General features: G+C 71.2%; 16 protein-coding genes. 10 read left to right on the plus strand and 6 right to left on the minus strand.

Annotated elements, in window-relative coordinates; all coding sequences use genetic code 11:
- Positions 1 to 84 precede the first annotated feature (84 nt).
- Positions 85 to 705 (plus strand): TetR/AcrR family transcriptional regulator, encoded by a 621-nt coding sequence (locus tag ACWEJ6_RS19645; protein ID WP_358283510.1) that lies wholly within the window; start codon positions 85 to 87, stop codon positions 703 to 705.
- Positions 706 to 750: 45 nt separating this feature from the next.
- Here ACWEJ6_RS19645 and ACWEJ6_RS19650 read toward each other — a convergent pair whose 3' ends face one another.
- Positions 751 to 1,275 (minus strand): hypothetical protein, encoded by a 525-nt coding sequence (locus ACWEJ6_RS19650; protein ID WP_358283512.1) that lies wholly within the window; start codon positions 1,273 to 1,275, stop codon positions 751 to 753.
- Positions 1,276 to 1,394: 119 nt separating this feature from the next.
- On the opposite strand from ACWEJ6_RS19650, the gene ACWEJ6_RS19655 reads away from it, so the two are divergent.
- Complete coding sequence (locus ACWEJ6_RS19655; RefSeq protein ID WP_358283513.1) at positions 1,395 to 1,973, plus strand: YqgE/AlgH family protein; 579 nt, start codon at positions 1,395 to 1,397, stop codon at positions 1,971 to 1,973.
- On the opposite strand, the gene ACWEJ6_RS19660 is transcribed toward ACWEJ6_RS19655, so the two are convergent.
- Positions 1,970 to 2,599: a TetR family transcriptional regulator gene (locus ACWEJ6_RS19660; protein ID WP_358283515.1), complete on the minus strand. Its 630-nt coding sequence runs from the start codon at positions 2,597 to 2,599 to the stop codon at positions 1,970 to 1,972. The genes ACWEJ6_RS19655 and ACWEJ6_RS19660 overlap by 4 nt on opposite strands.
- A gap of 147 nt (positions 2,600 to 2,746) precedes the next feature.
- Here ACWEJ6_RS19660 and ACWEJ6_RS19665 point away from each other — a divergent pair, with 147 nt between their 5' ends.
- Entirely contained in the window at positions 2,747 to 4,345 is a 1,599-nt protein-coding gene (locus ACWEJ6_RS19665) for an MFS transporter (RefSeq protein ID WP_387667937.1), read from the plus strand.
- Between the two features lie 122 nt (positions 4,346 to 4,467).
- Here ACWEJ6_RS19665 and ACWEJ6_RS19670 read toward each other — a convergent pair whose 3' ends face one another.
- Positions 4,468 to 5,874 carry a cellulase family glycosylhydrolase gene (locus ACWEJ6_RS19670; RefSeq protein WP_397162482.1) on the minus strand — a complete coding sequence of 469 codons (1,407 nt, stop codon included), beginning with the start codon at positions 5,872 to 5,874 and terminating at the stop codon, positions 4,468 to 4,470.
- A 68-nt stretch (positions 5,875 to 5,942) separates the two neighbouring features.
- On the opposite strand from ACWEJ6_RS19670, the gene ACWEJ6_RS19675 reads away from it, so the two are divergent.
- The 7 genes from ACWEJ6_RS19675 (at position 5,943) to ACWEJ6_RS19705 (ending at position 12,551) form a co-directional block, all read left to right on the plus strand.
- Entirely contained in the window at positions 5,943 to 6,428 is a 486-nt protein-coding gene (locus ACWEJ6_RS19675; protein ID WP_452425150.1) for a hypothetical protein, read from the plus strand.
- Entirely contained in the window at positions 6,425 to 6,682 is a 258-nt protein-coding gene (locus ACWEJ6_RS19680; RefSeq protein ID WP_358283521.1) for a DUF3039 domain-containing protein, read from the plus strand. The genes ACWEJ6_RS19675 and ACWEJ6_RS19680 overlap by 4 nt, the downstream gene beginning before the upstream one ends.
- Before the next feature lie 276 nt (positions 6,683 to 6,958).
- The gene (locus ACWEJ6_RS19685; RefSeq protein WP_452425152.1) at positions 6,959 to 7,729 is read left to right on the plus strand and encodes a zinc metalloprotease; all 771 of its coding nucleotides are present in this window, start codon (positions 6,959 to 6,961) and stop codon (positions 7,727 to 7,729) included.
- 24 nt (positions 7,730 to 7,753) lie between these two features.
- Positions 7,754 to 9,142, plus strand: a complete 1,389-nt coding sequence (locus ACWEJ6_RS19690; RefSeq protein ID WP_452425154.1) for an MFS transporter — start codon at positions 7,754 to 7,756, stop codon at positions 9,140 to 9,142.
- 90 nt (positions 9,143 to 9,232) lie between these two features.
- The gene (locus tag ACWEJ6_RS19695; protein ID WP_452425156.1) at positions 9,233 to 10,129 is read left to right on the plus strand and encodes a hypothetical protein; all 897 of its coding nucleotides are present in this window, start codon (positions 9,233 to 9,235) and stop codon (positions 10,127 to 10,129) included.
- 124 nt (positions 10,130 to 10,253) lie between these two features.
- A complete protein-coding gene (locus ACWEJ6_RS19700) occupies positions 10,254 to 12,008 on the plus strand; it encodes a DEAD/DEAH box helicase (RefSeq protein ID WP_387667921.1) in 1,755 nt (584 codons plus the stop codon).
- Between the two features lie 165 nt (positions 12,009 to 12,173).
- Positions 12,174 to 12,551, plus strand: coding sequence for an STAS domain-containing protein (locus tag ACWEJ6_RS19705; protein ID WP_452425158.1), 378 nt, complete (start codon positions 12,174 to 12,176; stop codon positions 12,549 to 12,551).
- 6 nt (positions 12,552 to 12,557) lie between these two features.
- Here ACWEJ6_RS19705 and ACWEJ6_RS19710 read toward each other — a convergent pair whose 3' ends face one another.
- From ACWEJ6_RS19710 to ACWEJ6_RS19720, 3 genes are all read right to left on the minus strand, one after another.
- Positions 12,558 to 13,067, minus strand: a complete 510-nt coding sequence (locus ACWEJ6_RS19710; protein ID WP_452425160.1) for a hypothetical protein — start codon at positions 13,065 to 13,067, stop codon at positions 12,558 to 12,560.
- A gap of 166 nt (positions 13,068 to 13,233) precedes the next feature.
- Positions 13,234 to 13,803 carry a nicotinamidase gene (locus ACWEJ6_RS19715; protein WP_352327700.1) on the minus strand — a complete coding sequence of 190 codons (570 nt, stop codon included), beginning with the start codon at positions 13,801 to 13,803 and terminating at the stop codon, positions 13,234 to 13,236.
- A gap of 14 nt (positions 13,804 to 13,817) precedes the next feature.
- Entirely contained in the window at positions 13,818 to 15,101 is a 1,284-nt protein-coding gene (locus ACWEJ6_RS19720) for a nicotinate phosphoribosyltransferase (protein ID WP_397162489.1), read from the minus strand.
- Positions 15,102 to 15,128 lie beyond the last annotated feature (27 nt).

The raw sequence follows: 15,128 nt of genomic DNA on the forward strand, positions 1-15,128 counted from the left end.
TCGGCGAGCACGGTCATGCCATCCCCCTAATGGGACACTAGTTCCGTTAAGATGCGGCACGACGATAGCATGAAAGGGGTATTAATGGAACAAGAGTCCCGTTTGGCGGGGACTGTGCGGCCAGGGGGCCGCACCGCGCGCGTGCGCGCGGCCGTGCTGGAGGCCACTCAGGACGAGCTGGTCGAGCACGGTTTCCATGGGCTGACCATGGACCAGGTGGCGGCCAGGGCCGGCGTGGGCAAGACCACGGTCTACCGGCGCTGGGGCAGCAGGGCCGGGCTGGTGACGGACCTGATGACCGAGCTGGCCGAGCAGTCGTCACCGCACGCCGACACGGGATCCATCGAGGGCGACCTGCTGGCCAACGCCGGGGCCGTCGTGGGCGCGGTCACCGACCACCGGCTCGGGGCCACGTTCCAGGCGGTGATCGCGGCGGGCACCTCCGACGCGCAGGCCGTCCAGGCGTTGCGCGCGTTCTATCTGCGGCGCATCGAGGAGTGGGCGAAGGTCGTCGACCTCGCGGTGAAACGGGGTGAGCTGCCCGAGGGCACCGACGGCATGGAGGTGATCCGGGCGATCTCCGCGCCGCTCTACTACCGCCTGCTCGTCACCAAGGAGCCGGTGGACCTGGAGGTCGCCCGGGACGCGGCGCTGCGCACGCTGGCCGCGGCGCGGGCGGGCGCGTTCGTCCCGCGGGACGCCTGACGCGGCACGACGGCGCCTCCCGCGCGGGCGGGGTCACGGGCGGGGTCACAGGGGGCCGTCGGGGACCGAACGGGGCCAGACGGAGCCGTACCACCACATGATCCCGCCCATCACCACGAGCCCGGCCGCCGTCGCCAGCTTGCCCCAGAGGTCGGACGGCGGCCCCGTGTACGGCAGGCGGCCGTGCCTGCGCTCCCGCCCCCAGGCGCAGTCGTTGCGCACCCGGGTGGAGTCGAGCAGCGTGTCGGGATGGGTGTCGGTGACCGAGAACGCCTCGATCTCGCGGGTGGTGCCCCGGTCGATCCGAACCGTCCTGACCACCTGCTTGCGGGCCGGGATCGAGCCGGTCGCCACGCTCCGCGCGTCCACCCGCAGGTCGAACCGGGCGAGCTGAGGGGTCTGGTTGCGCAGCGTGACCCGTACGGACCCCGAGCCGCACGCGATCCGGTCGGTCGTCATCGTGAACGGATCACCCCGGTCGGGCAGCGGCCACGCCTGCGCGGACGACGGGAGCAGCACGGCCGCGCCCACGGGAAGGGCGGCCAGGACGAGGCGTGTACCGATGCGCATGTGCTCCTCCCGAGCCCCGCAAGCGTGATCTTTGCCACAGATCGTGCCCATAAGCGCACAGAAAGTAACATGGCCGAGCCGGGGGAGCGGAAGTCCGTCACACCCCTCATGATGGAGGTATGGCGGAAGCGATCTACGTCGGCGGTTTGTTGGTGGCGACGCCGCTTCTTGACGACCCCAACTTCCGGCGTAGCGTCGTGCTGATCCTGGAACACGACCACGACGGCGGCACGCTCGGCGTGGTGCTCAACCGGCCCAGCGACATCTCGGTCACGCAGGTGCTGCCGGTCTGGGACCCGCTGGTGACCGGGCCGCCGGTGCTGTTCGAAGGCGGTCCCGTGCAGACCGACAGCGCCCTCGCCCTCGCGGCGGTCCCGAGCGGGGAGGAGCCGCTCGGCTGGCGCAGGCTCCACGCCGGCACCCCGGCCGTCTCCCGCCTGGGCACGGTCGACCTCGACGCGCCCCCCGAGATCCTCCAGGGCGAGATCGCGCAGATGCGGATCTTCGCCGGGTACGCCGGCTGGACCTCCGGCCAGCTGGAGAGCGAGATCGCCGAAGGCGCCTGGTACGTCGTCGACTCCGAGGACGGCGACACCTTCCACGGCGACCCCGGCTCGCTCTGGCGGCACGTGCTGCGGCGCCAGCCGGGCGAGCTGGCCTTCGTGGCGACCTGCCCCGACGACCCCACGATGAACTAGGCCGCCGGGCGGGTGTCCCAGCCGGGCCGCAGCGACGCCTCGGCCAGCGCGACCGCCTCGGAGATGCGTGAGACGATCTCCGGCATGGTGGTCTCCCTGCGGGGGCACTCGAAGCCGATGCGCATGGTGGACATCGCGAACGCCACGATCAGGTACGTCAGCTGATCGTCCTCGGGGGCGACCCCTCTGCGGGCGGCGACGGCCTCGGCCAGCCGGGTCTCCGTCATGGCGCCCCGGGCCACCGACTGTCCCACCAGATGTGGATATTTATCGAATAGTTGCCGCAGCTTCAGGAACCTCTCGGTGTCCTCCGGCGTTGACCCCTGCATGTCGTCCACCATGGCCCGCAGGCCGTGCATGAGCGACGTGAACGGGGGCTCGTCCGCGGGACGAGCGGCGAACTCCTCCAGCAGGATCTCCTCGCCGTGGTCGTGGAACCACAGAACGAGATGGTCCTTGCTGGTGAAGTAGCGGAAGAAGGTGCGGGGAGAGACTTCGACGACCCCCGCTATCTGCTCGATCGTGGTGGACTCGTATCCTTGTTCGAGGAACAGGTCGAGCGCCGCGTCGAGGAGCGCGAGGCGCGTCTTCTCCTTCTTGCGTTCCCGTAGACCCACAGCGGACACCCCTTCGCCACCTTTCTGTCACAGTGTGCCAGAAGTCATGCGGCGTCTTTTTAAAATCGTTTGTCATAAGTCATCGCCTGACATACCCTACCTGAGGCTTACGAGACCTATGCCGCAGTTGAGCGGTATGTGACTGAGGGGGACCTTATGGCTAACGCGAAGGCGGTCGTCGAACCGTCGTCGCCCGGCCTCGGTAAGACGGGGACAGGTGGCGGAAACCCGTGGCTGGTGCTGTTGGCGGTCAGCCTCGGCGTCATCATGGTGATGCTGGACGGCACGGTGGTGGGCATCGCCAACCCCGTCATCCAGATGGAGTTGAAGGCGTCGCTGTCCGACCTGCAGTGGGTGACCAGCGGTTACCTGCTCGCGCTGGCCGTGTTCCTGATCACGGCGGGCAAGCTCGGCGACCTGTTCGGGCACAAGCGCGTCTTCCTGATCGGCGTGACCGGCTTCGCTCTGTCCTCGATCGGCATCGGTCTCAGCCAGGAACTGGCCGACATCGTTCCCGGCGTGTCGCCGGTCGGCGCGCTGATCGGCCTGCGGGTGCTTCAGGGCCTCTTCGGCGCCCTGCTCCAGCCGGCCGCCCTGGCCCTGCTGCGTGGCGCCTTCCCCGGTGAGAAGCTGAACCAGGCCATGGGCGCCTGGGGTGCGATCATCGGCCTGTCCAGCGCCGCCGGCCCGATCGTGGGCGGCGTGCTGGTGGAGAAGGTGAGCTGGGAGTCGGTCTTCTTCATCAACGCCCCGGTGGGCATCGTCGCGCTGATCATGGGCATTTTCCTGATCAAGGAGAACCGCGTCCAGACGTTCGCCAGGATCGACTGGCTCGGCGTGCTGCTGCTGTCGGGCGCGATGTTCTCGCTGGTCTGGACGATCATCAAGGCCCCCGAGTGGGGCTGGGGCGACTCGACGACGCTGACCTTCATCGGCGCGTTCGTGGTGCTCATCGCCGCGTTCATCTTCTGGCAGAGCAGGGCCAAGCAGCCGCTGGTGCCGCTGTCGCTGTTCAAGAACGCCTCGATCTCGATCGGCACCCTGCTGATGATGATGGTCGCGTTCGCCATGTTCGGCGCGATGTTCTTCCTCGGCTTCTTCTTCCAGGGCGTGCACGGCCTGACCCCGCTGGAGGCGGGTCTGCGGATGTTGCCGATGAGCGCGGGCATGATCGTGGCCTCGCCGCTGGCCGGCATGGCGATCGGCAAGCTCGGGCCGAAGATCACGATGGCCGCCGGTCTGCTGATCACCGCGTGCTCGATGTTCCTCATGTCGCGTCTCAGCATCGACGCCTCGTTCATCGAGAGCGGCCTGCCGTTCGTGCTGCTGGCCTTCGGTCTCTCGCCGGTGTTCGTCGGCGCGACCGAGATCATCGTGGGCAACGCGCCGGTCGAGCTGAGCGGCGTCGCGGGCGGCGTGCAGCAGTCGGCCATGCAGGTCGGCGGCGCGCTCGGCACCGCGATCCTGGGCGCCGTGATGGCCGGCGAGATCGCCGACACCCTGCCCGGCTACCTCGGCCCGGCGGCGCAGGCGATCCCGCCCGCTCAGCTCCCGCTGCTGGAGAAGGCCGCCGCGTTCGGCGCGGCGCCTCCCGGGCTGCCGCAGGTGGTCACCGACGCCGTGCACCACTCGTTCATGGACGGCATGCACCTCGCCTTCCTGGTCAGCACCGGTGTCGCGGTGCTGACGGCCCTGCTGACGATGTTCGTCAAGGCCGGGCGGAAGAGCGAGGGCGCGCCGGTCCACATGGGCTGACCGCGTCCCGCCGGAACGGCCCCCGCCTGCGTGGCGGGGGCCGTTCCGCTGTCCGGGGCCGGTTGTGCGGGGTGACGGTTGTCCGGGGCCGGTTGTGCGGGGTGACGGTTGTCCGGGGCCCGTTATGCGGGGGTGACGGTCAGGACGACGCGGCCCGAGGTCTTGGTGGTGACCGTCAGGATGCGCCTGGCGGCGTTCCAGGCGGCGGTGCCGCCGTCCACCCGGGCGCCGTTGGGGAAGCCGCGCTCGGGCAGGTAGATCTCGGTGGGGCCGGTCTCGTTGGCGTCGAAGACCACCTGGAGGCGGTTCTCACCGTAGGTCACGCTGATCGGGACGCCGCCGATCGCCCTCGGGTAGGCCCTGACGTACGCGCCCGGCAACGCGGTGGCCTTCCCCTTCACGTCGTACGGCCCCCAGGCGTCGGCGTCCCGCGACCAGTAGGCCATGCCGGTGCCCACCTCGTCGCTCAGCCCCTGGACCTTCCGCACCAGGTCGGACGCGCCGGGCCGGGTCATGTCCAGCCCGAACTCGCCCAGCAGGACGGGCGCCCCCATGCGCTCGGCCGTCCGCGCGATGTTCTCGCGCCACCAGCCCAGCGTGCGGTCGGTCCACTCCTTGGAGCCCGCGGCGTAGTCGTCCCCGAGGTCCAGCGGCAGCGGGTAGACGTGCGGGGCGAAGGCGATGCGCGGCGGCCCGCCGCGCGGGTCGTCGAAGCGCGGCAGCGACGACGGCAGCCCCCAGTTGACGCCCACGGCCTGCGGCTCCAGGAAGATCCAGCTGTCCTGGTCGACCGCCCTGATCCGGTCGATGCTCTTGCGGTACAGGGTGGCCAGGGGTCCGGTCTCGAACGCCGCGCCCTGGACCGAGCCGCCCCACGGCTCGTTCATCAGGTCGTACCCGAGAACGCCCGGCACGTCCTTGAAGCGGGCCGCGACCGCCGCCCACGCCTTGGCGTAGTGGTCCATCAGCTCGGGGTGCTCACCGGTGGTGTTCCAGAAGTGGTCGAAGGCCCGGATGACGCCGGGTTCCAGGTAGTACATCTCCCAGGTGAAGTGGTCGGTGGCCACCGGCAGGCCGTCGGTGTGGGTGGCCCAGCCGGGCGCGCCGTTGCCGGCGACGCCGGTGGGGGTGATGCCGTTGCCCCACAGGTCCTGGTGCATGTCGAGCATGACCTGGTAGCCGCGGTCGGAGTACCACCGCACCCGCTCAGCCACCTTGTCCAGATATTTCGTGTCATAGGTGCCGGGGGAGGGCTCCACGGCCCGCCACTGGATGAGGAACCGCACGAAGTTGGTGCCCATGTCCCGGTACTCGCGGTCGATGTCGTCCGGGGTCAGCTCGGGCAGGGCGTCGGGGGCGCCCTTGGCGCTGCCCGCCGTGTTGAAGCCGTGCAGGATCAGCGCCCGTCCCCGGTCGTCGGTGACGTAGCGGGGCGTGGACGGGGGAGCGTCCCTGGTCGCGGCGGCGACGGCGCCTCCGGCCAGCAGGACGAGCACGGCTGTCGTCGCGAGCAACCTGGCACGCTTCATCTGATCTCCGCGGATGCCGGGAAATGGGGTCTTCCATCAGAATCATGGACGCGGCTAGCCTGCCGAACATGAGCCTTGTTCGCAATAGCCTGCCGGCGATCGTCGCCTTCTTGATCGTCCTGGGGTTCGGTCTGTTCGGCGCGGCCCTGGTCACGAGGGTCGGCTACCTGGCCGTGCCGTCCGCGGTCGGGGCCCCGTACGCGCTGCCGGGCCTGCGCGTCGTCCCCCTCGGCGAGACGACGTGGCTGCTCACGCTCGCCGACACGGTCCTGGCGCTCGTCCTGGTCGGCGCGCTGGCGGCCACGCGCGGCGGCTTCTGGCGCACCTGGGGCAGGTTCCTGGCCGCCGCGGTCGTGGTGAACCTGCTGCGCGCGGCCCTGCTCGCCACGGTCGCCCAGGCCGGGATCGGCGCCTATCTGGGCTATCTCGGCGGCGGCCTGGCCGTGGGGCTGATCTGGGGAATCGTGCTCGGCTGGCTCCCCGGGCTCGCCGCGCTGCCACGCCGGCGCGGTACGCGGGACCGCTCGCCGGCGGGCATAAACTCGATGGGGTGAGCACGAAGATCCTCCCAGAGCAGGAGACCACGCCGCGCACCTCTCACGGTGACGGCGACCACGAGCGCTTCGCCCACTACGCGGACAAGCACAAGATCACCGAAAGCATGGTGACGGGCACACCCATCCGCGCCCTGTGCGGCAAGGTCTGGGTGCCCAGCCGGGACCCGAAGAAATACCCGGTCTGCCCCGAGTGCAAGGAGATCTACGAAGGTCTTCCGTCGGGCGGCGGGGGTGACGACAAGAAGCAGTGAGTGTTGCTGAAGCCCAATCCCCTCGGGTAAGGCTACGGTCGGTAATCTGACCAGCCCATACCGTCACGGGGGGATTGCATGGCCCGGCGCGCGACCGCCGTCTCGTTGGCATGCCTGCTGGCGGCCGGGCTCGCCCCGCCGCTCCCGCTCGACGCCACCCCGACGTCGCCCTGCCGATCGTCGGCCGCGCGCCTGAGCACACGCCCGACCGCGCGCCCGACCGCGCGTCCGACAGCGCGTCCGACCGCGCGCCCGGCCGCGCGCCCGACCGCGGGCGTGCCTAAGGCGACCGGCCCGCGCTCGCCGCTCCCCGAGGACGTCGCCAAGGTCATGGCCGAGCTGAAGGTGCGGCTGCGCGGGGTGGCCGTGCCAGCGCACATCACCGTGCCGACCCGGGTGGTCGTCCTCACCGACGGCCGCCGCAAGGTCTCCGAGCAGGCGGTCAAGGCCCAGATCGACGTGCTCAACGCCGCCTACGCCGGCCGCAACGGAGGCGTCGACACCGGCGTGCGCTTCAAGCTGGAGTCGGTCTCCGTCAAGGAGAACGCCAGCTGGTTCACCGACCCCGTCGGCGGCGAGAAGGACATGAAGACCCGCCTGCACCAGGGCGGCGCCCAGACGCTCAACCTCTACATCGCCCAGCTCAGCGAGCTCATGCTGGGCTTCGCCAGCTACCCCTACTGGTACGCCGGCGCCCCCGCCCTCGACGGCGTCGTGATCGACTGGCGCAGCCTGCCCGGCGGCCCGATGACCAACTACGACAAGGGCTACACCGGCGTCCACGAGATCGGCCACTGGCTCGGCCTGTTCCACACCTTCGAGAACGGCTGCGACGAGCCGGGCGACGGCATCGCCGACACCGCCCCCGAGGCTCGCGCGACCGAGGGCTGCCCCGAGGGCAAGGACACCTGCGCCCACGCCGGCTCCGACCCGATGCGCAACTACATGGACTACACCCACGACCGGTGCATGTCGGAGTTCACCCAGGGCCAGGCCGACCGCATGCACGAGATGTGGACGGCCTACCGACGCAGCGCAGATGCGTAGTTTGGGGGCAATTACGATGTGTAGGTGACAGCACCGAAGGCAATCGACGCTCCCGACACCTCACCCCCGATCCTCGGGCCCCAGTACCGCACCGCCACCTTGGGGATCCTTCTGGTGGTCACGCTGATCGCCTTCGAGGGCATGTCGGTCGGCGTCGTCATGCCGGCGGTCTCGGCCGACCTCGACGCGCTCAACCTCTACGGCATCAGCTTCTCCGCCTTCCTCATCGCCAGCCTGTTCGCCAACGTGGTCGCCGGGCTCTGGTCGGACCGGCGCGGCTACCCGCTGCCGTTCCTCGTCGGGGTGGTGCTGTTCGTCGCCGGGATGGCGCTGGCCGGCGCGGCGAACGCCAAGGAGCTGTTCCTGGTGGCGCGGGCCGTCCAGGGGCTGGGCGCCGGTTCCTCGATCGTGGCGCTGTACGTGATGATCGCCCGGGTCTACCCGGCGGTCGTGCGGCCCAAGGTCTTCGCGGCGCTGTCGGCCGCCTGGGTCGTGCCCTCGATGGTCGGGCCCGCCGTGGCGGGGGCCGTCGCGAAGGAGTGGGGCTGGCGTTTCGTCTTCTACGGGATCATCCCGCTGGTGGTGCCCGCGCTGGTGATGCTCGTCCCCGCGCTCCGGATGGCCACGCCGGGGGAGGCCGACGAGAGCCCGCGCGGGCCGCGTTCGCAGCCGCTGGCGATGACGCTGGCCGCCACGTCCGCCGCCGGCGGCGCGGGCGTGCTGCTGTGGGGCGTGGACGAGCTGCACAAGCAGCCGATGATCGGCACGGCCGCCACGCTCGGCGGGCTGGGCTTCCTCGTCTACGGCCTGCAGCGGCTGCTGCCGCCGGGCGCGCTGCGGTTCGGGCGCGGGCTGCCCACGACCGTGCTGCTGCGCGGGTTCTTCTCGGCCGCCTTCTTCGGGGTCAACTCCTTCATCCCGCTGGTGCTCACGTCGGTCAAGCTCTTCGACGCCAGGGCCGCCGGGATCGCGCTGACCACGGGCGCGCTCGGCTGGTCGGCGGGCTCGTTCCTGCAGAGCAGGCGGACCGCCGAGCCGCACCGGCGGATCAGGCTCGGGGCGGTGTGCGTGACGGCCGGGATCGTGATCGCGCTGTTCGCGGCGCTGCCCGCGGTGAGCGGCTGGATCGCGGTGCCGGCCTGGATCGCGGCCGGGTTCGGCATGGGCCTCGGCATGACCACGGTCAGCGTGACCGCGCTCAGGCAGTCGCCGGTCAGCGAGCAGGGCGCCAACTCCGCCGCGCTGTCGGTCACCGACATGCTGGGCTCGGCCCTGACCGTGGGCCTGGGCGGCGCGGTGATCAACTTCATCGGGCACGGCTCCGGTCAGATCGCCACCGGGTTCGTGGTGATCTCGGTCCTCATGGCGCTCATCGGGCTGGCCGCCACGTTCCTGGCCGCGCGCACCCGCTGATCGTGTGATTCTGCCCCTCCCGCCACAGCGATCACGGATCGCCAGATCTTCGTCCCGAGGAGTGATAGGACAACGGGACGAGGAGGTGTCATGGAGGACGATCACCGGGTCTGGCCCCCCGCTTCCGGGCCCCGGCACCGCCGCACTCCTCCCCAGGACGCGGACTTCCCGGACGACCCCGACCCCGACCTCGACACCGGCGACGACGGCGACGACGACGGCGGCGACGAGGAGGCCCCCTGGCCGCCGCGCCGGGGGCGCGACCCGTACGAGCGGACGGCGTGGAACCCGCGGATCCGCAGGACGGTCCCGTTCGACCCGCCGGCCGACCCACCGGCCGGCCCGCTGCCGCCCTCGGCCCGCCGCCACGCCACCCCCTCCGAGCCGCTGCCGCCCTCGGCCCGCCTCTACGGCACCCCCGCCGACCCCGGCCCGCTGGAGCAGGCGCCGCGGCGCGGACGGCGGCTGGCCGGCGTCCTGGTCGCGCTGGTGGCGGTGGCGGGGCTGGTCGCGGGGGTGAGCGCGGTGGCGTCCCGGCTCACCGCGCCGCCGCCGCGGCCCGACCGGCTGAGCGACGCCGTGGCCGGCGTGACGCTGCGGCTGCCGCCCGGCTGGAGCGCCGGGACGGTCCCGCCCGTCACCGGCTTCACCTCGGTCGCCAGGGACGGCAACGGCGCGCTGGTCATGGCCAGGCGGGTCGCCGAGCCCGTGCCGAACGCCAAGAAGGCCGCGGGGGAGGCCGCCGAGCTGTACTCCAGGCTGCTGCTCAAGGGCGACAAGGTCACGGTCGTGGACGACCGGGACATCCCGCAGGGACACACCCGGGCCCTGCGGGCCGAGTACCAGGACGTCGTCAACCGGCCCGCGTTCCTGCGCGTGATGCTTCTCACTCGCGCGGGCCGCGCCGTGCTGCTCGTCGGCCTGCTCCAGCCCGAGGCGGCCACCGGCAGACAGGCGCTCGACGCGGTGATGACGAGCTTCAGATAAGCCACATAGCACGTAGGGAAGACCTTGGCCAGAATCCTCGGTGCACGGCACGTCTTGTCGGTGAGCCCGATTACTCTTGGGTCACTGTGAGAGAGCGAAGCACACGAACCCCAGAGGTGATGCGGTGAGCACCTTCGCCGCGTCCCACCTTTCGCCTTCCTATCCAGACCGCGCCGCGTGGGGCACCGCGCCCAAACTGCGCGCCTGGCAGCAGCAGGCGTTCGACCTGTACTTCAGGCGCGAGCCGCGTGACTTCCTCACCGTGGCCACCCCCGGCGCGGGCAAGACGACCTACGCCCTGCGCATCGCCAGCGAGCTGCTGGCCAACGGGGTGATCAGGGCCGTCACCATCGTCACGCCCACCGAGCACCTCAAACGCCAGTGGGCCGACGCCGCCGCCCGGGTCGGCATCGGCATCGACCCGGAGTTCAAGAACAGCCAGGGCACGACCTCGCGCGACTACACCGGGGTGGCGGTGACCTACGCGCAGGTCGCGATGCACCCCGCGCTCCACCGGGCGCGCACCGAGGCCCGCAAGACACTGGTCATCTTCGACGAGATCCACCACGCGGGCGACGCCAAGTCGTGGGGCGACGGCGTGCGCGAGGCGTTCGAGCCCGCCACCCGCCGGCTCCAGCTCACCGGCACGCCGTTCAGGTCCGACGACAACCCGATCCCGTTCGTCGGCTACGAGGAGGACGCCGAGGGCGTCAAGCGCAGCGTCTCCGACTTCTCCTACGGCTACGGCCCGGCGCTCGACGACGGCGTCGTCCGTCCGGTGATCTTCCTGGCCTACTCCGGCGAGATGAAGTGGCGCACCCGCGCGGGCGACGAGATCGCCGCGACGCTCGGCACCCCGCTCACCAAGGACCAGCTGTCCCAGGCGTGGCGGGCCGCGCTCGACCCCAAGGGCGACTGGATCCGCCAGGTCATGCAGGCCGCCGACCGCCGCCTGACCGAGGTCCGCCGGGGCGTGCCCGACGCGGGCGGCCTGGTGATCGCCACCGACCACGAGACCGCCCGCGCCTACGCCCGCCACCTGCGCAACATCACCGGCGAGGGCGCGACCGTGGTCCTGTCCGACGACCCCGGGGCGTCCAAGAAGATCAAGCAGTTCGCCGCCTCCCACGACCGGTGGCTGGTGGCCGTCCGCATGGTCTCCGAGGGGGTCGACATCCCGCGCCTGTGCGTGGGCGTCTACGCCACCTCGACCTCCACCCCCCTCTTCTTCGCCCAGGCCGTGGGCCGGTTCGTGCGCGCCCGCAAGCGCGGCGAGACCGCCTCGGTCTTCCTCCCCTCGGTGCCCACCCTCATGGGGCTGGCCAACGAGATGGAGGTCGAGCGCGACCACGTGCTCAACAGGAAGCCCCCGGAGGACGGCCTCGACGACAGCCTGCTGGAGCAGGCCAACCGGCAGAAGGACAACCCCGACGTCCTGGGCGACGAGCTGCCGTTCGAGACGATGGAGACCTCGGCCACCTTCGACCGGGTGCTCTTCGACGGCGGCGAGTTCGGCACCGGCGCGGAGATCGGCTCGGCCGAGGAGGAGGACTTCCTCGGCCTGCCCGGCCTCCTGGAGCCCGACCAGGTGGCCACCCTGCTCCGCAAGCGCCAGTCCGACCAGCAGGCCGCCAAGCGCCGGCAGAGCCCGGCCGAGCAGCCCAAGGAGACGCTCGCCCCGCACGAGCAGATCGCCGAGCTCCGGCGCGAGCTCAACGGCCTGGTCGGCGCCTGGAACCACCGCACGGGCCAGCCCCACGGCGTCATCCACGCCGAGCTGCGCCGCACGTGCGGCGGCCCGCCGATCGCGCAGGCCACGGCCGAGCAGATCCAGGAGCGCATCGACGCCATCCGCCGCTGGGCCACCCAGCGGCGCTAGCCGCGCCCCCTTCGCCGGTTCCCCGCGAACCGGCGAAGGGGTCCGGCGCGGGTCCGGCAGAGGACCCTGCACATTTGGACACAGAGCAGTGACCTTCCGTTAGAAGGCCGGCCAGAACGGCAACAACCCTCTTGGCTGTCTTGGGATACCAGAAGGATCTTGCCCATGTCGTCTGAGGCCCCCGGCAGGTCGACGCTCACCGTCGCTTCCGGCCTCTCCCGAAACGCCGTCATCATCCGGCTCGAAGGCGAGCTCGACGTCTACGCGATCCCGATCCTGCGCGAGCACATGCAGCGCGTGTGGGAGCTGCCGGCCAAGCCGTTCCTGATCCTCGACCTCGGCGCGGTCGCCTTCTGCGACTCGATGGGCATGAACGAGCTCGTCGAGGTCATGCAGCGGTGCGAGTCGAGGGGCACCAGGCTGTTGCTCGCGGGGGTGCACGGGGTGATGGCCCGGGTGTTGTCGATCACGGGGCTGCGGCACGCGTTCGAGGTGTTCGTCAGGTTCGACGACGCCCTGCGGCTGGCCGTGGCGACCCTCTAGGAGGCTTCAGAGGCCGGCGGGGGCCGGGATCCTCTTGCCGGAGCGGCCGTCCACCGGGATGTAGCGCTCGTCGCCCGGCAGCGGGACGGTCAGCGCCGCCCGGCCGTCCTTGACCCGGACGGGAAGGGTGCGCACCCCCTGATGGTCGCCGTTGAGCGGCCCCTCGTGCACCCACACCAGCAGCCGGCGGCCCTCCGGGCGGGCGATCACCTTGGCCGTCGCGCACTCGCGCGGCGCGGCCGACCACGACAGCACGAGCTGCCGCCCGACCTTGGCCCACTGGGGGATCGGGGTGCGCTCGTCGCAGGCGGGCAGCGCGGGCGCCGGCGGCATGTCGTGGGCCACGACGGCGGGGCCGCGGCCGGAGGGCACGTCGCCCATCGCGACCGTCGCGACCTCCAGCAGCGCCAGCGTCACGACCGCCCCCACCCGCGCCCCCGGACGGCCCTTGACGAGCACCCAGAGGGCGAGAGGGGCGAGCAGCAGCCAGGCCACGCCCAGGGAGATGGCAAGCATGAGAAACCTCGCACAGGATGAAGAGATATGACTCTACGTACTACTTCGACTGCGGAGAGGTTAGGTCATCCTTGAATATCACATGACCGCAGGGTTGCGCACTGTGTACCGTCCGTGATCAGGCTCGGGTGCGGCACAACCGGGGGTCGTCCCCGGGCGGGGCCGGTCAGCCCGCCTTGGGCGTGCCCTCCAGCGTCACGCCCGCGGCCTCCATCTGGGCCATGGCCGACTGCGTGGTCGCCGGGGAGACGCCCGCGGTGAGGTCGAGCAGCACCCGCACGGCCAGCCCGTTGGCCGCCGCGTCGAGCGCCGTCGCGCGCACGCAGTGGTCGGTGGCGATGCCCACCACGTCGACCTCCGTCACCCCGCGCTCGCGCAGCCAGTCGGCCAGCGGCGCGCCGTCGCCCGAGGCGCCCTCGAAGCCGCTGTAGGCCGCCGCGTGGGCGCCCTTGCTGAAGACCTCCTCCACCTCCGAGACGTCGAAGGAGGGATGGAAGTCGGCGCCGGGGGTGCCGGCCACGCAGTGGGCGGGCCAGGACGTGACGTAGTCGGGGGTGTCCGAGAAGTGGGTGCCGGGGTCGACGTGGTGGTCACGGGTGGCCACGACGTGGTCGTAGCCGTGCTCGCCGAGATGGCGGGTGATCGCGGCGGCCACCTCCGAGCCGCCTGCCACGGCCAGGCTGCCACCCTCGCAGAAGTCGTTCTGCACATCGACGATGATCAACGCGGTGCCCATAAGAGCACGATACGTCAGACGAACTCCGTGGGGATCGCCGCGTACCCCCTCCCGAGGTGCAGCGCCTCCTGGGGGAGCAGCGCGACGGCAGCGGCGTGGCGGTCACGGGCGGCGGACAGGGGCTCCCGGCCGACGACCTCGCCGTCGCGCACCAGCTCGTGCAGCAGGGGGATGCCGCCGTCGGGGACGACGCCGCCGGTCGTGATCAGCTCGGTCTCGACGTGCCCGCCGTCGTCGAGCAGCCGGTACGCCTCCTTGCGCCCCCCGCGCGACGGCTTGCCCACCGACCGCTTGGCCACGGCCTCCAGCCGGCCCGCCCCGGTCTCCCGCGCCACCAGCTTGTACACCAGGGCCGCCGTGGGGACGCCGGACCCGGTCACCAGGGAGGTGCCCACGCCGTAACCGTCCACGGGGGCGGCGGCGAGCGCGGCGATGGCGTACTCGTCGAGGTCGGAGGTGACCACGATGCGGGTGTCGAAGGCGCCGAGCGAGTCGAGCAGCTCGCGCACCTCCTGCGCGGCGGCGGCCAGGTCGCCGGAGTCGATGCGGACCGCGCCCAGCTTGTTGCCGGCCAGCTCGACCGCCGTGCGCACCGCCTGCTCGACGTCGTAGGTGTCCACCAGCAGCGTCGTGCCCACGCCGAGGGAGGCGATCTGGGCCTCGAACGCGTCCCGCTCGGAGTCGTGCAGCAGGGTGAACGCGTGCGCGGCCGTGCCCGCCGTGGGGACGCCGTACATGTGGCCGGCCATGAGGTTGGAGGTGGAGGCGAACCCGGCGATGTAGGCGGCGCGGGCGGCGGCGACGGCGGCGTACTCGTGCGTGCGGCGCGAGCCCATCTCGATGAGCGGGCGCTTGCCGGCGGCGTTGGTCATGCGGGAGGCCGCCGAGGCGATGGCGCAGTCGTGGTTGAGTATCGACAGCGTCAGCGTCTCCAGCAGCACGGCCTCGGCGAAGGTGCCCTCGACGATCATGATCGGGGAGGCGGGGAAGTACAGGTCGCCCTCGCGGTAGCCGTAGACGTTCCCGGAAAACCGGTAATCGGCGAGAAACGCCAGAGTCGATTCGTCGACCACCTCCTGCTCGCGGAGAAAGGTGAGTTCTTCGTCACCGAAACGGAAGCGTTCGAGCTCGTCCAGGACGCGTCCGATGCCGGCCACGACCCCGTACCGGCGGCCGCCCGGCAGGTGTCTGGCGAACACCTCGAAGACCGCGCGCCGGTGCGCCGCGCCGCTGCGCAGTGCCGCCTGGAGCATCGTCAGCTCATAGTGATCTGTGAGCAACGCAGTGCTCATGGTCATTCTCACGACTCGAAGACTACGACCCAG

This window comes from Nonomuraea sp. NPDC004702 (genome assembly GCF_053601695.1).

Bases quoted from the DNA above. Each gene is read 5' to 3' on its own strand.
- ACWEJ6_RS19710 (WP_452425160.1), bottom strand. From the start codon at position 13,067: ATGCTTGCCATCTCCCTGGGCGTGGCCTGGCTGCTGCTCGCCCCTCTC.
- ACWEJ6_RS19655 (WP_358283513.1), top strand. From the start codon at position 1,395: ATGGCGGAAGCGATCTACGTCGGCGGTTTGTTGGTGGCGACGCCGCTT.
- ACWEJ6_RS19650 (WP_358283512.1), bottom strand. From the start codon at position 1,275: ATGCGCATCGGTACACGCCTCGTCCTGGCCGCCCTTCCCGTGGGCGCG.
- ACWEJ6_RS19670 (WP_397162482.1), bottom strand. From the start codon at position 5,874: ATGAAGCGTGCCAGGTTGCTCGCGACGACAGCCGTGCTCGTCCTGCTG.
- ACWEJ6_RS19705 (WP_452425158.1), top strand. From the start codon at position 12,174: ATGTCGTCTGAGGCCCCCGGCAGGTCGACGCTCACCGTCGCTTCCGGC.
- ACWEJ6_RS19715 (WP_352327700.1), bottom strand. From the start codon at position 13,803: ATGGGCACCGCGTTGATCATCGTCGATGTGCAGAACGACTTCTGCGAG.
- ACWEJ6_RS19645 (WP_358283510.1), top strand. From the start codon at position 85: ATGGAACAAGAGTCCCGTTTGGCGGGGACTGTGCGGCCAGGGGGCCGC.
- ACWEJ6_RS19720 (WP_397162489.1), bottom strand. From the start codon at position 15,101: ATGACCATGAGCACTGCGTTGCTCACAGATCACTATGAGCTGACGATG.
- ACWEJ6_RS19675 (WP_452425150.1), top strand. From the start codon at position 5,943: ATGAGCCTTGTTCGCAATAGCCTGCCGGCGATCGTCGCCTTCTTGATC.
- ACWEJ6_RS19695 (WP_452425156.1), top strand. From the start codon at position 9,233: ATGGAGGACGATCACCGGGTCTGGCCCCCCGCTTCCGGGCCCCGGCAC.
- ACWEJ6_RS19665 (WP_387667937.1), top strand. From the start codon at position 2,747: ATGGCTAACGCGAAGGCGGTCGTCGAACCGTCGTCGCCCGGCCTCGGT.